The sequence below is a fragment of the Pseudoalteromonas sp. Ld19 genome (genome assembly GCF_045064135.1).
Lineage (GTDB): Bacteria > Pseudomonadota > Gammaproteobacteria > Enterobacterales > Alteromonadaceae > Pseudoalteromonas > Pseudoalteromonas aliena.
In genome coordinates this window covers 96,555-111,417 of the sequence record NZ_JBISHA010000018.1, presented here as the reverse complement: position 1 = coordinate 111,417, position 14,863 = coordinate 96,555, and the positions used below count along the sequence as shown (strand labels likewise).

The following is a 14,863-nucleotide window of genomic DNA, read 5'->3' as shown; positions in this document are numbered from 1 at the left end:
GACAGCTAATTACTCAGCTTCTACGAAGTCGTCTTTCTCAGCTTGAGCAACGATGTTATTCTCGCGGCCTTCAGTGATAGCAGTAGCAACAGCACTTGTGTAAAGGCTTACTGCACGGATAGCATCATCGTTACCAGGTACGATGAAATCAACACCGTCTGGGTTAGAGTTAGTATCAACGATTGCAACAACTGGAATACCTAGGTTGTTAGCTTCACGGATAGCAATGTGCTCGTGATCAGCATCGATAACGAAAAGCGCGTCTGGAAGACCGCCCATGTTTTTGATACCACCAAGGCTTTTTTCAAGCTTGTCCATTTCGCGGTTAAGCATTAACGTTTCTTTCTTAGTTAATTTCTCGAAAGTTCCGTCTTGGCTTTGGATTTCAAGGTCTTTAAGACGCTTGATTGATTGACGAACTGTTTTCCAGTTAGTCAACATACCACCTAACCAACGGTGATTTACGTAATACTGGTCGCTCGCGATAGCTGCTTCTTTAACTGCTTCGCTTGCTGCGCGCTTAGTACCAACGAAAAGAACTTTACCTTTGTTTGCTGCAGCACCAGTTAAAAACTTAAGTGCGTTGTTGAACATTGGTACAGTTTGCTCAAGGTTGATGATATGTACACGGTTACGTGTGCCGAAGATGAAAGGCTTCATCTTAGGGTTCCAGTAACGTGCTTGGTGACCAAAGTGAACACCAGCTTGAAGCATATCGCGCATTGAAACGTTTGCCATTTTATAGATCCTCTATAGTTGTTTAGGGTTAGGCCTCCACATATCCCATAGCACCAACACCGAAGTAATTAAACTTCAAATGCACCCAAGTGTATGTGACGATACGTGTGTGTGTTAAAATCAAATTGTGTTTGCCTTAAATACAAAAAATCATTTAAGAATTTATTTGTAAAAAGACGGCGCGCTTTATACCATATTAAAAACAAATACTCAACATCGCGTGCAAAAATTATGCAGCGATAAATGTTAAAAACTCAACTTTGGAGCCTCAATGAGCGCTATTATCAAGACCCCTGAAGAAATAGAGAAAATGCGTGTAGCTGGGCGCTTAGCAGCCGATGTACTCGAAATGATCGGCCCACATGTAGTGCCAGGAATTACCACCGATGAGCTAAATACAATTTGTCATGATTATATTGTTAATGTGCAACAAGCAATCCCTGCTCCATTAAATTATCATGGTTTTCCAAAATCAGTTTGTACGTCAGTTAATCATGTTATTTGTCACGGAATTCCAAATGACAAAGCATTAAAAGATGGCGATAGCGTAAATATTGACGTAACAGTCATTAAAGATGGCTACCACGGCGATACATCTAAAATGTTCCACGTTGGTACACCCAACATTCAAGGCAAACGTCTTGCAGAAGTAACCCAAGAAAGCTTATATCTGGCAATTAAAATGGTAAAACCAGGTGTGCGTTTAGGTGATATTGGCGAAGCAATTCAAAAATATGCAGAGAGCTTTAATTACTCAATTGTCCGTGAATATTGTGGCCACGGTATTGGCGCAGGATTTCATGAAGAACCACAAATAATGCATTACGGCAAAGCCGGTACTGGTGAAGCCTTAAAAGCAGGTATGTGTTTAACTATTGAACCTATGGTGAATGCAGGTAAACGTCAATGTAAGCTTCTTAAAGATGATTGGACTGTAGTAACACGCGACCGTAGTTTGTCAGCGCAGTGGGAACATACTTTATTAGTGACTGAAAATGGTGTTGAAATTTTAACGCTACGATCAGATGATACAATCGACAGGATCATAGAACACTAATAATAAGGGCATGTGACTTTTTAGATTTAACGAATTTTAATTCTAAAAAGTTAATGCGTCCAATAACAGGAGCCAGCCCACGTGGCATTACCCAACAAAGTAAAGAAGTTGCTTAGCGATGCTGAGCAACTGAGTGATTATCGCGATTGTTCTAGCTATTTTTATAAGTGGTTACATAACGAATTTTCGAAACAACCCGTTGGGAATTTAATTAATGCTCGGGCTGAGTTTATTGACCGCCTACTCATTAAACTATTCCATGTTTATGATTTAGCACACGAACCTGACCTTGCATTAATTGCTGTTGGTGGCTATGGGCGCGGCGAGCTGCACCCTTACTCAGACATCGATTTTTTATTGCTTGTTACTCAACAACCAAGCGAAAATGTTTGCGAAAAAATTGGCCAGTTTGTCACCATGCTGTGGGACCTCAATTTAGAGATAGGGCATAGCGTGCGTACTATAGAGCAAGCTATTGAACAAAAGCGTGAAGACGTCACCTTTGCTACCAGCTTGCTCGAAAGCCGCCTTATTTTTGGTAATCATATTGAGTTTGAAAAACTCAAAACCTTTGTACTTGAAACGCCAGTTTGGGGCTCTAGTGACTTTTTTGTTGCCAAAGTGCAAGAACAAAATTTACGCCATAGAAAATGCCACGGCACGGCCTATAACCTTGAACCAAATATCAAAGAAAACCCTGGCGGCCTTCGCGATTTACAAACTATTATTTGGGTGGCAAAAAAACACTTTAGAGCCGAGACCCTGCAAGAGCTTATAAATCATGGCTACCTTACTCACGAAGAGTTTCAAGAGCTCTCAGAGTGCAGAGAAAATCTGTGGAATATTCGTTTTGCGCTGCATTTAGCCGCTGAACGTTCTGAGAATCGCTTATTATTCGATCATCAACCACAAGCCGCTGAAATACTAGGTTTTGGTAGCGATGGTAAAGCATCAGTTGAGCGTATGATGAAGCGCTTATTTAGAATAATGAGTCGTGTACGTGAATTAAATCAAATGTTGCTTTCATACTTTGAGCAAAGTATCAGCCCTCAAAACAGTGAAAACCCAGCAGTAGAGCTCGACAGAAACTTTGAGCAAATAGGCCATCAAATAAGAGTAAAAGATCCATCCGTATTCTTCAGGCGCGATCAGCTCTTTGTATTGTTTGAGCACATAGCCGATAACCCAACAATAACGCATATTTACCCAAGTACTATCCGAACTATTCGCCAAGTTCGCCGTCGTTTATTGGGAGACTTACAAGACTACGCGGCCTGTCGTGAAGCCTTTTTACGTCTCGTTAAACATCCTAACGGTATGGGCCGCGCATTTACGCTCATGCACAAGCACGGCATGCTTGCCGCCTACTTACCCCAGTGGCGTAATATATTTGGACAAATGCAATTTGATTTATTTCATGCCTACACAGTAGATGAACATACCCATAAGCTAATCAAAAATATTTACCAATACTTTGATAAAACCGGTATTAGCGAGTTTCCTATTTGCAGTGAAATCGTGACTCGCATGGATAAACCAGAGCTGCTTTATTTAGCGGGTATTTTTCATGATATAGCAAAAGGGCGTGGTGGCGATCACTCAGAACTTGGTGCCGTTGATGCTATTGCATTTGCTAAACTACATGGCTTTTCATCAGCTGATGCAAAGTTAATTGCATGGCTGGTAAGTAATCATTTACTTATGTCGGTTACCGCTCAGCGTAAAGACATTAACGATCCTGGTGTTATTAAAGATTTTGCTACGCGAATAAAAACAGAGCGTCAACTCGACTATTTATATTGTTTAACCGTTGCAGATATACGCGCAACCAACGACAACTTATGGAATGATTGGAAAAACACCCTGCTGCGTGAGCTTTACCTACATACACAACGGGCGTTACGTTTAGGGCTTGAAAACCCAATGGACCAACGCGACCAAATTCGCGATAAAAAACACCAAGCTAAACAGCGCCTTCTTAACTTAGGTTATGCTGAGGAAAAAATTGATTTAATTTGGAGCCGTTTTAAAGCGAATTATTATACCGCTTTTAGTGAACAACAAATATCGTGGCAAAGTGAGCACTTGTTAAGTAGTACTGATTTAAGCCAACCGAGTGTTATTGTGTCGAATAAGGCAATGCATGGCGGGACGCAAGTGTTTGTATACAGCCCTTATTCTAGCGTATTATTTGCTCGTTTAGTCAGTGTGATTGGCTCTAAAAAAGCGCAAATACAACACGCACAGGTTCTAACCACTAAAGATGGCTATGTACTGTTTAGCTTTGTAATACTAGAAGTAAATGGTCAGCCTATCGCCAGCGGCCGTGCGCAATCAATTAAACGAGGGCTTGAACAAGCACTTAACGATCCACGTAAAAAAATACGTTTTAAAAAGAACCGTTCACAACGCTTTAAAGACTTTAATATAAAACCTAAAATCATTCTGCGCCCACATGCACGTAAAGACCGCAGTTTAATAGAAATTCAAGCCGTCGATATACAAGGTTTACTAACCAAAATAGCCGAAGTTTTCCAAGCGCATTTATTACATATTCACGCTGCTCGTATAACAACCGTAGGTGAACGTGCTGAGGATTTCTTTGTTGTATCTAATAACGAATACCAAGCGCTGACCGATGAAGAGCAAGCAAAAATTCATCAGGCATTACGTAAAAAATTCAACGCCGAAACGCAATAGAGGACACACATGTCAGATTTAAAAACGATGATCGAAAACGCATGGGACAACCGCGATAGCATCAGCCCAAGCACCGTATCTAGCGATGTAAAACAAGCTATTATTGATGCACTCGATTTACTTGATAGCGGCGCAGCACGCGTTGCTGAAAAAATATCGGGGGAATGGGTTGTACACCAGTGGCTTAAAAAAGCCGTGTTACTGTCGTTTCGTATTCGCGACAACCAACCAATGAACGACGGCGTAAACCAGTTTTACGACAAAGTACCGCTTAAATTTAGCGACTATACACCGGAGCAGTTTCAGCAAGGCGGTATGCGCGTAGTACCCAATGCGGTAGCACGTAAAGGCAGCTTTGTAGGTAAAAACGTCGTACTTATGCCATCGTACGTAAATATTGGTGCCTACGTTGACGACGGCACCATGGTTGATACATGGGCGACTGTAGGCTCGTGTGCACAAATTGGTAAGAACGTACATTTATCTGGTGGCGTAGGCATAGGTGGCGTTTTAGAGCCTCTACAAGCTAATCCAACTATCATTGAAGACAACTGTTTTATTGGCGCACGTTCTGAAATTGTTGAAGGCGTAATTGTTGAAGAAGGCGCAGTAATTTCAATGGGCGTTTACATCAGCCAAAGCACCCGTATTTATGACCGCGAAACCGGCGAAATTCACTACGGTCGTGTACCAGCAGGTGCTGTAGTTGTACCAGGCGCACTACCTTCAAAAGACGGTACGCACAGCCTATACGCTGCAATCATCGTGAAAAAAGTAGATCAGCAAACACGCGAAAAAGTAGGCATCAACGCCCTACTACGCTCAATTGATGAGTAAATAATAATTTTTAGCTTATCTAAAGCACCTGTTTAACGAATAAACGGTGCTAAATTAGCAAATTAAAAAAAGCCCTGAGTTTTAAACTTGGGGCTTTTTGCATCTATGTATAACTTTTTAGCTATCAAGTGTATTTATACGCTTTGGTTTGTTAAACTTATGTAAAGCTATGTCATTACCGAGCAGAGGTTAAGTTGTTACGGCTATCCAGTGTTTTCTTTTGTTTATTACTAAACGTTCAGCAAGTATTTGCAGAAGACTTTAGTGGCTTCAAAAATAAGTTAGACTTAGCTGAAGATTATCTAGTTGTTAGTCCATCCCGCTCTATCACTATTCTTGAAAGCCTTGATAATTTAGATAATGCTCCCCCTGAGCTGTTTATTCGTTGGCACCAAATTTACGCACGGACAGCCGTTTATACTAGTCACTATGATCAGCTTCACAAATCTTTAGAAGCTATTTTTAAACATCATAAAACGGCTTACTTTCAACAAAACATGACCTCTATTATGAGTGCTTTAGGAATATGGCTACGCCACGCTGGATACTTCAATGATGCAGAACTCGCGTTTGAATGCAGCTATAAATATGCCAAAAATGACCGTCAACGCCTAACACTTATCAACAGTATAGCTATTGTGGCCAGTTCAAAAGGTGACTATATAAAAGCGCGTAATTTATATATTGATAACCACAAAATTGCCTTAGATCTAAATTTATCAAATGTGGCTGCCCTTATAGAAAGTAATTTAGGGTATTTAGCCCTTTACGAAGGTAACACCGCTGACGCGGAATCATGGCTGCGCAAAGCATTTATTAATTACCAAAAATCAACAAGCGGGCTGGACAGGTTTCTGCGGGACTTAATTTGCTTATGGTATTTTTAATTCAAGAGAATGTAGTTAACTTTGAAAGATTACACGAACCCACATCAACACTCACCCATGCATTTCCAAATGAAGCAAAAAAAGCACTGCTCTTATGGTTAGAAGCAGGTTACAAAAAGCTAACAGGCGGATACATAAGCCGTAACGAAAAAGAGCAACTACAGGTTGCGTATAAACAGTTAGAAAGCGATAAAATAAAAATGCTCGTGCACAATCATTTAGCAAAAAAACTAGAGATGAGCCTAGATCTGCCCACTACTCCAACCCCAAAACGCTTTTCCAGCACTTGGTTTAATTTAGTTAAAACATGTAACTGGGAAATTTAAACTGCGTTAATCCCTGTTCAAGTAATAAAGTTCAGCACAAAATTAGACAACAATATTTGATTATATACTTAAAGTAAAAAGGCACTTAAAAAGTGCCTTTGTTGGTTTGCTCAATTAATATTTTTTATTACAGCGCGTTAAATACGTCGTCTGTTTTAGCTGCGCAAATAAAGTCGTTTTTGTGTAGGCCTTTAATTGAATGGCTCCACCATGTAACGGTTACTTTGCCCCACTCGGTTAATAAACCTGGGTGATGGCCTTCGTCTTCTGCCATGTCGCCTACTTTGTTAGTAAATGCGATAGCCTGTTTAAAGTTTTTAAATTTATAAACACGCTCAAGCTGCATAATGCCGTTGCGTACTTCTGGTACCCAGTCTGGGATATTAGTAATTAATTGCGCTAACTCTTCGTCAGATACCTTTGGCGCATCTACATGACAGGCTTCGCATTTTTGTGCACTTAATGAAGACATTCTAAATCCTTACTTTTTAGCTTTTTGAGCATTAATGTTTAACTGGCTAATTTTTCTTTTGGTGGAAATTTTGGGTCGTGCAAACCAAGCTCTTTAGCTCGCTCAACCAAAGTCATAATATCCATTTGCGATATATCAAACAGATCATGAATCGAATTTATAGTGAAATACTGTGGTTGCATAATATCAATACGATACGGCGTACGCAGTACATCAAGCACATTCATTGGGCTTATTTCTGGTGTATTTGAGTATACGTATTGAGTTTCACCTGGGCTTGATAAAATACCGCCGCCGTAAATACGCAGGCCGTCTTCGGTTTGCATTAAACCAAATTCAACTGTAAACCAGTATATACGCGCAAGGTATACACGGTCCTTTTTCTGCGCTGCGTAACCTAATTGCCCGTACTTGTGCGTAAACTCGGCAAAGTCAGGGTTAGTTAGCATGGCGCAATGGCCAAATATTTCATGAAAAATATCTGGCTCTTGTAGGTAGTCAAATTCTTCGCGGCTACGAATAAATGTAGCTACCGGAAACTGCTTGTTTGCCAGTAATCTAAAAAACTCATCAAAGTCGATAAGCGCAGGTACTGGCGCTACTTGCCAACCGGTAGTGGCTAGTAACACTTCGTTTAGTTCGCTTAACTGCGGAATACGATCGTGCGGCAGGTTAATCTTTTTTAACCCTTGCATGTACTCGTTGCAGGCTTTGCCTTTAATGCACTCAAGTTGACGCGCTACAAGCTCAGACCAAATTTTATTTTCTTCATCACTCCAGTGTATAACACCATTTTCGTCTGGTGTTTTGGATGTGTATTTACTTGCTTTAGCCATAAGTACCTTCTTGGGTGTGAGCCCTAAATCGGTGTCAGTGTGATACTCAAATCTATTGAATATCGAATGACCCCATACTATGCAAAAGTGAAGAAAAGTTTAATAGACAGGCTAACATCAGTATTTGGCGCGATCACTTAGATCGTAAATTTAAAATTACACCTGTGGCACATTAAAAATACAGGGCTTTAGATAAAGGCCTGCAGCTTGCTTTTATGTGTACATAATTAAATACACCTAACCAATTTTAGTAAAAGCTTGGTCTAAATCACTAATAATGTCGTTAACATCTTCAAGCCCAACCGAGAGTCTGATCAGCCCATCACTTATTCCAGCAGCGGCTCGCTCCTCTGCCGTGTAAGGCGAGTGAGTCATAGATGCAGGATGCTGAATCAGTGTTTCAGCGTCGCCGAGGCTTACTGCAAGTGTACAAAGTTTCATACTATCAATAAATTGTGCGCCATCTTGTAGCGTGCCTTTTATTTCAAATGCAATAACACCACCAGCGGCTTTCATTTGGTTACCAATAAACTTATAACCTGGGTGCGATTTAAGCCCCGGGTAATATACGGTGCTTACTTGTGGGTGCGCTTCTAGATATTCGGCTATTGTTTGTGCGCTTTGAGAATGGCGCTCTATTCTAATGGCGAGTGTTTTTAGACCTCGATTAATTAGCCATGCGTCGTGCGGGCTTATGGTTGCACCAATGTCTTTTAGTACCGTCATTTTAATGTGTGTTATGTGCTCAAGCGATCCACATACAATACCAGCTACTACGTCTCCGTGGCCATTTAAGTACTTGGTCGCACTGTGCATTATTATGTCGATGCCATATTTTTTTGGTGATTGCAGTAGCGGCGTTAAAAAGGTGTTGTCGACCACACTAATTAAACTGTGCTCTTTAGCAACTGCGCCAATGAGTGCCAAATCAATAACCGCCATAGTGGGATTGATTGGCGTTTCTACAAATATCATTTTTGAATTAGGTTTGATGGCAGCGCGTAGTTCGTCCTCGTTGGTCATATCAACAAAGGTGACTTCAATTCCCCATCGCGGCAACATGTGCGAGAAAAACGCAAAGGTACAACCATATAAAGCACTTGAGGCAACAAGGTGATCTCCCTGCGATAAAAAGCTCAGTACTGAAGCGGACACAGCGCCCATACCCGTGGCAGTTGCCGCAGCTGCTTCACACCCCTCTAGTTGGGCAACTTTCTGCTCAAGCTCTGTGGTTGTGGGGTTTCCTAAACGCGTATAAATATAGCCTGGTTCGTCGCCTGCAAAACGCGCTGCACCTTGTGCGGCATTTTCAAAATGAAAAGTAGAGGTTTGATATAAAGGAGAAGTGAGTGCGCCATGTGGATCGTTTGCTTTTTGTGGTCCGTGAATACATTGGGTGTTTATATGATGCTTGCTCATTGTAGGCTCATTTTTTGATTATTATGTTTTTGCGATTCAACAATCAAAACGTATGCGCTTACAAACAGCAAGCATGCCGGATGCTCAGATGGCTATTTGTGTAAAAACCGTGCAGCGCACATTTGTACACAAATATTGCCACTAAGGCGTGTTGACCTTTGCGGATTGAAATTTGTTCAATCTAGGGGCGATTAAATCGCGGCGCGAGGCTTGTAATCGAGTGGGCTCGGTAACTGCTCCTGCGTTACTCTAATGGCTTACATCCCTGTAAGAATAAGTAAAAACCGAGCAACAAAGAGTTAATCGTCCCTAGAAAGAACCCAAAGGGCAGCGCATGTTTGGCATTTATGCTGCGTTATCGCCTATTTATGGGGAATAACCACACTACATAGGCTCTGCCTTGCCTAAACACCAAACACCAAACACACTGCTGCAAATTCAACCATCAAAGATCAACACGCCCTCGTATTTTATTGTGTTGGCTCCGCCTTTTTACGACTCATAATTTTACCTGCGATGCTTTGCACAGTGCCTTTTAACAAGCTGCGCTTGTTTTCAAGCCGTGGTAATGGGCGACTAAGCTCCATTGCTTTGTAACCAATACGCGCTGTAAAAATACCGGCACTGACCCCTTGCGCAGCCCGACCCGAAAGTTTACCTAAAAGCTCAGCACTTAATGCAGTTGCAGCAAGGTCAGACATAAGCTCAGCACTGCCTACAAACATTACTTGTTTTATCAGCATACGGTATAACTTTATACGGCTCGCGTAGCCAAAACCAATGCCATAAATTTTACCAATTTGTTCTATTAACTTAGTACCGCGCCAAAGTACGGCCATCATATCCACCAGCGCAAGTGGGCTTAGGGCAACTAGCAGTGCGGATTCAGTCGCAAAACGATTTATAAGCTTTTTGGCTTTGGTATCTTGAGTTATTAATAGACTATTGGCATACAGCGTCATTATTTCTTTGTCGCTGTGATGCGTTGCTACTTGGTTTTTGAAGGTTTCAAAATTATCAAGTTGCTGGTGTTTATTGAGCTTTTCAAGCCAAGGGAGTGCACCGCCTACTTGCTCGCTGTTTAAAAGCCTGTCGGCTTCAACTCGGTGCAACTGGTTACGCTTTAAACTGCGCAGCATTCGATACTCTCGCCACAATAAGCGCCCTATTAGCAGCACGCCACTTACAACCGCAGTTAAATAAACACTGCCTAAAATAATTGACTGCTCGAAAGCAAATACTAACGAGTATGCAAACTCTAAAAGCACCAGTACTATAAAGCTAATAGCGAAAACACCTTTAAGTGTTTGCCACTTTGACTTTTTGTACACAGGTTCCAAATCTATTTCTGGCTCAAGTGCTTCGTCTTCAAGCTCTTCGTCATCACTTTGCCCGTGCTGAATAATTTTTGCCGGTGCTAAAACGGGTTCGTTTTTCTCAATGCTTTGCGTATCTATACGACGCCCTGCTTGAAATGTTTGGTTTGACTCACTCATGTTAATTTGTCTCCTAGCAGGTACTGCATGACATGATCTAATCGAATATGTTTGAGTTGTTTATCGGGGCTCGGCATTGGCGAGAATGATAAAAACTCAAATCCCTGTGCTGGCCACTCACGTTTATTAAGCATTCGCGTGGGTGGTTGCGGTGGTAAATACGTAAGCCAATCAGACTCGTTTAACGGTTTGCCATAAATGCAATCAAGCGTTTGGCCTTTGTCGGTAATTTGGCGTGGCTGCGTGGCTGTAATTGAAGACATAGCCATGGTTTCTATTTGCACACCATCAAACTTTAAATGATTACTTTGCTCATGCACGAGCGAATCTAGTAGCAGTGCTAAGTCTTTATGGTGCTTTGCACTTATATGATCAGATTTATTAGCTGCAAATAATATTTTGTCTATATTGGGCTTAAATAAACGTTTAAAAAAGCCCGACTCACCGTAATTAAAGTGCGCGAGTAATTGGTTTATTACACTGCTTTGCTCTTGTAGGGTTTCATGCCCTTCGTTTAATGCACTAAGTACATCGACAAGTACAATTTGGCGATCAAAGTGCCTAAAATGCTCATTATAAAATGGTTTTACGACTTCTTTAATATAGCCGTTAAAACGCTTAATTAAATGCGCTAAATTAGAACCTGCAACGACATCGTCACTATTTATCTCACCCGATACCGGAAAAAACAATAACAATGGCGCGCCTTGTAAATCACCTGGCATAAGCATGCGCCCAGGTTGCAACATGGCAAGTTTGGTGTCTTTTTTAAGCCCTACTAACATGCTTTGATAAAGCTGAGCAATATGAGCAAGTGCGTTTTCATCAACGGGAGCGTTTAAGTCAAGTTGCTCAACGGCCATTAAAAAATCACTTGATGTGTTTACGCGCGAAGGCTGAGTTAATAACGGATATTGCTGCTCGCACCATTGAGAATAGCTTTGCTCAAGCATAGGTAAATCAAGGAGCCATTCACCCGGGTAGTCAATAATATCTAAATAAAGCGTTGATTGCGGCGAAAAGTGCCCACGCAGCCCCGCATTACTTTGGTACTTTATTGCCAAGCGTAGTGTATTAATACGCTCGGTTGATGCAGGCCATGAGGGCATCCCATCGCTGGGTAATAATGAATTTAACGCGCGGGTATAATTAAATGTAGGGACTTTTAACGCTTCTTGTGGCACAACTTTGGTGGCAACGTGGCGATGCTCACGCATTACATCAAAAAAAGGTAAGTTTTTATCGTCCGTTTGGGTTGTTAAGTGTTTAACAAGCGCGGTAATAAACGCTGTTTTACCGCTGCCACTTAGGCCCGTTACGGCCAGCTTTACGTGCTGATCTAAACTACGATGAAGGGCTTTTTGTGCTTTGCCTTTAATGCTTTTAAAGGTCTTTTTTGCAAATGATTGGCTCATAAAGTGTCTTGCACCTAATTTGCCGTAATTTATCACGCTGCAAATAAGGTGCTATTAAATCCTTTAAAGTTTGTTAATTTCACGGCTCACCGTAAACTCGCTTGAAGTAACATGACGTTCCATATCTTGAAGGCGAGTATCTACGCGCGTTAAACGCTCTTTTAAATCTTGCAAAGCACGGCGCGGTGGCTCGCCTTTTTGCCATACTTTAAATTTTACTTCTAGTGGGTCGTCATGTTTAGCAGAGCTTGTATTATTAGCTGTAGTTGGCTCTTTTTTATCCAAAATAAACCAAGCAGCAATATACGCTACCACAAATAGTGGACCACCTGTTAGCAGTACCGCACTAACAAATATAATGCGAACTAACCATAACTCCATATTAAAGTAGTCACTTAATCCCGCACATACACCCGCTATTTTACCGCGCTGTGGGTCTCTTAATAATTCGCGTTTGGTACTCATACTTTACGCCTCCACTGTGGTGACTCTTGATCAAGTAGTGCTTCTAACGTTTCTACTCTGTCAGCCATTTTTTCGGCTTTTTGTGCAAGCTCCAGTAACTGACGATGTTCGTGCTCACTCAACCCTTGACTGACTTGTTTTTTGCTACGGTAGTGTAAAATTAACCACAGCGGTGCAACAAAAATCATAAATAAGATAAATGGTGCAACTAATATCTCTGGATCAAACATAACCCTCTCCTAACAATCCGTTTTGATGTTTTTAAGCAGTGGGGCACATGGCCCCATCTATTTTTATATACAATTATTTATCAGCTAGCTTCTTTTTAAGTTCGGCGAGCTCATCATCTATTTTTTCATTTTTTTGTAGATTAGCAATTTCGTCCGCTAACGTCTTTTTACCTAAATCGTAAGACTCAATTTGAGATTCTAGCCCATCAATTTTAGTTTCGTAACGTTCAAAACGATTAAGTGCATCTTCTACTTTTGAGCTATCAAGTGCTTTTTTCACTTCAAGGCGCGACTCAGCCGAACGTTGGCGAAGTATAATGGCTTTTTGACGAGATTTCGCATCTGCTAGCTTTTCTTGTAGTGTCGTTACTTCTTGTTGAAGTTTCTCTATGTGAGACTCTACATGTTCAAGTTCACTTGTTACTGTAGCAACGGCATCAGCCGACTTTTGTTTTTCAAGTAATGCTGAGCGCGCTAAATCGTCGCGATCTTTACTTAACGCAAGTTCTGCTTTCTCTTGCCAATCGGTTACTTGCGCTTTTAAAGTATCTACACGACGTACAATTTCTTTTTTCTCAGCCAGTGTTTTAGCTGAAGTAGAACGCACTTCTACAAGCGTATCCTCCATTTCTTGAATAATCAGACGAACCATTTTTTCTGGGTCTTCTGCTTTATCTAAAATGGCGTTGATATTAGAATTAACAATATCTGCAAAACGTGAAAAAATTCCCATAACATTTACCTCTGTAATTAAAACGTAGTTAGTCTGCTATAACTAGTATCAATATACTTGCCAACTTTTTAAAAGATAAAATACACTTTATTTTCATTAAGTTAAACTATATATACAAATTTCTTTAGTTCTCCCCGATTATGAAATACACTAACTGTTAGTAAAAATGACCAAGAGTTAGGAAATATGAGCCAATATCGCCAACAGGATAATTTACTCGGCCAATCAGATAGCTTTTTATCTGTATTAGATCAGGTATCGCAGCTAGCTAATTTAGATAAGCCGGTGCTTATTATTGGTGAACGCGGCACAGGTAAGGAGCTAATAGCAGCACGCTTACATTTTTTATCTAAGCGTTGGGAGCAAAACTACGTAAAGCTCAACTGTGCAGCGCTTAACGAAAACCTACTCGAAAGTGAATTATTTGGCCATGAAAGCGGTGCGTTCACGGGGGCAAGTAAACGTCATGAGGGTCGTTTTGAACGCGCAAATAGCGGGACGTTATTTTTAGATGAACTAGCCAATACTTCCGCTATGGTACAAGAAAAATTGCTACGTGTTATTGAGTATGGTGAGTTTGAACGTGTTGGCGGCAAACAAACCGTAAAAGTAGATACACGCTTAGTGTGCGCGACAAACGAGGACCTACCTTATTTAGCCGAGCAAGGTGAATTTAGAAGTGATTTACTCGATCGCCTCGCATTTGACGTAATTACCCTACCGCCGCTGCGCGATCGCCAAGACGATATTATGCTCCTTGCTGAACAGTTTGCGATGAATATGGCACGCGATTTAGAATGGGCGTTATTTAGCGGCTTTACCCGAAGCGCAACAGAAACACTCCTTAGCTACGATTGGCCTGGTAATATTCGTGAGCTTAAAAATGTTGTTGAGCGTAGTTTGTATCGCCATGGCAGTGAACATATTCCCGTTCACCAGATTATTTTAGACCCATTTGACAGCCCTTTTAGGCCAAAAGCACGTGTTAAAGCGCCACTAGCGATTCAAACCGTCAACACAGACCCTATTGTTATTGCTCCACCTATTACTCAAGCAAGCACTGATATAGCCGTTGATATTCAATTTCCGTGTAGTCTCAAAGAGCGCTCAAACGACTTTGAAATAAATATGATTAATAAAGCGCTCGAGCATAGCCAATTTAATCAAAAGAAAACTGCAGAAGTACTTGGTTTAACGTATCATCAATTACGTGGTTATCTTAAAAAATACAACTTGTTGGATCAACAATAGT

15 protein-coding genes are annotated in these 14,863 nt (G+C 41.1%); 6 read left to right on the top strand and 9 right to left on the bottom strand.

Annotated elements, in window-relative coordinates:
* Positions 1 to 9: 9 nt before the first annotated feature.
* On the bottom strand, positions 10 to 738 hold the full coding sequence (gene rpsB / locus ACJJVZ_RS08270; RefSeq protein WP_077537416.1) for a 30S ribosomal protein S2: 729 nt from the start codon (positions 736 to 738) through the stop codon (positions 10 to 12).
* Positions 739 to 1,009: 271 nt separating this feature from the next.
* Here rpsB and map point away from each other — a divergent pair, with 271 nt between their 5' ends.
* From map to ACJJVZ_RS08245, 5 genes are all read left to right on the top strand, one after another.
* Positions 1,010 to 1,795 (top strand): type I methionyl aminopeptidase, encoded by a 786-nt coding sequence (gene map / locus ACJJVZ_RS08265; protein WP_077537415.1) that lies wholly within the window; start codon positions 1,010 to 1,012, stop codon positions 1,793 to 1,795.
* An 81-nt stretch (positions 1,796 to 1,876) separates the two neighbouring features.
* Positions 1,877 to 4,495 (top strand): [protein-PII] uridylyltransferase, encoded by a 2,619-nt coding sequence (gene glnD, locus ACJJVZ_RS08260; protein WP_405599680.1) that lies wholly within the window; start codon positions 1,877 to 1,879, stop codon positions 4,493 to 4,495.
* 9 nt (positions 4,496 to 4,504) lie between these two features.
* Positions 4,505 to 5,332 (top strand): 2,3,4,5-tetrahydropyridine-2,6-dicarboxylate N-succinyltransferase, encoded by an 828-nt coding sequence (gene dapD, locus ACJJVZ_RS08255; protein ID WP_138584315.1) that lies wholly within the window; start codon positions 4,505 to 4,507, stop codon positions 5,330 to 5,332.
* A 194-nt stretch (positions 5,333 to 5,526) separates the two neighbouring features.
* On the top strand, positions 5,527 to 6,219 hold the full coding sequence (locus ACJJVZ_RS08250; RefSeq protein ID WP_405599678.1) for a hypothetical protein: 693 nt from the start codon (positions 5,527 to 5,529) through the stop codon (positions 6,217 to 6,219).
* Entirely contained in the window at positions 6,207 to 6,545 is a 339-nt protein-coding gene (locus tag ACJJVZ_RS08245; protein ID WP_405599676.1) for a hypothetical protein, read from the top strand. The genes ACJJVZ_RS08250 and ACJJVZ_RS08245 overlap by 13 nt, the downstream gene beginning before the upstream one ends.
* Positions 6,546 to 6,672: 127 nt before the next feature.
* Here the strand turns inward: ACJJVZ_RS08245 and ACJJVZ_RS08240 are convergent, their stop codons facing one another.
* The 8 genes from ACJJVZ_RS08240 to pspA all read right to left on the bottom strand — a co-directional run bounded on the left by ACJJVZ_RS08240 (position 6,673) and on the right by pspA (position 13,611).
* On the bottom strand, positions 6,673 to 7,017 hold the full coding sequence (locus tag ACJJVZ_RS08240; RefSeq protein WP_182700777.1) for a 4a-hydroxytetrahydrobiopterin dehydratase: 345 nt from the start codon (positions 7,015 to 7,017) through the stop codon (positions 6,673 to 6,675).
* A gap of 38 nt (positions 7,018 to 7,055) precedes the next feature.
* Positions 7,056 to 7,853 carry a phenylalanine 4-monooxygenase gene (gene phhA, locus ACJJVZ_RS08235; RefSeq protein WP_405599674.1) on the bottom strand — a complete coding sequence of 266 codons (798 nt, stop codon included), beginning with the start codon at positions 7,851 to 7,853 and terminating at the stop codon, positions 7,056 to 7,058.
* Between the two features lie 237 nt (positions 7,854 to 8,090).
* On the bottom strand, positions 8,091 to 9,272 hold the full coding sequence (gene megL / locus ACJJVZ_RS08230) for a methionine gamma-lyase (RefSeq protein WP_405599672.1): 1,182 nt from the start codon (positions 9,270 to 9,272) through the stop codon (positions 8,091 to 8,093).
* A gap of 470 nt (positions 9,273 to 9,742) precedes the next feature.
* Positions 9,743 to 10,768: a TIGR01620 family protein gene (locus tag ACJJVZ_RS08225; RefSeq protein WP_405599670.1), complete on the bottom strand. Its 1,026-nt coding sequence runs from the start codon at positions 10,766 to 10,768 to the stop codon at positions 9,743 to 9,745.
* Positions 10,765 to 12,183, bottom strand: a complete 1,419-nt coding sequence (locus ACJJVZ_RS08220; RefSeq protein ID WP_405599668.1) for a YcjX family protein — start codon at positions 12,181 to 12,183, stop codon at positions 10,765 to 10,767. The genes ACJJVZ_RS08225 and ACJJVZ_RS08220 overlap by 4 nt, the downstream gene beginning before the upstream one ends.
* 63 nt (positions 12,184 to 12,246) lie before the next feature.
* Positions 12,247 to 12,648 carry an envelope stress response membrane protein PspC gene (gene pspC / locus ACJJVZ_RS08215; protein WP_138584310.1) on the bottom strand — a complete coding sequence of 134 codons (402 nt, stop codon included), beginning with the start codon at positions 12,646 to 12,648 and terminating at the stop codon, positions 12,247 to 12,249.
* The gene (pspB, locus tag ACJJVZ_RS08210; protein WP_011328706.1) at positions 12,645 to 12,878 is read right to left on the bottom strand and encodes an envelope stress response membrane protein PspB; all 234 of its coding nucleotides are present in this window, start codon (positions 12,876 to 12,878) and stop codon (positions 12,645 to 12,647) included. Before pspB ends, pspC begins: the two co-directional genes overlap by 4 nt.
* A 73-nt stretch (positions 12,879 to 12,951) precedes the next feature.
* Positions 12,952 to 13,611: a phage shock protein PspA gene (gene pspA, locus ACJJVZ_RS08205; RefSeq protein ID WP_077537406.1), complete on the bottom strand. Its 660-nt coding sequence runs from the start codon at positions 13,609 to 13,611 to the stop codon at positions 12,952 to 12,954.
* A gap of 186 nt (positions 13,612 to 13,797) precedes the next feature.
* Between pspA and pspF the strand changes: the two genes are divergently transcribed.
* The gene (gene pspF, locus ACJJVZ_RS08200; protein ID WP_405599663.1) at positions 13,798 to 14,862 is read left to right on the top strand and encodes a phage shock protein operon transcriptional activator; all 1,065 of its coding nucleotides are present in this window, start codon (positions 13,798 to 13,800) and stop codon (positions 14,860 to 14,862) included.
* Position 14,863 lies beyond the last annotated feature (1 nt).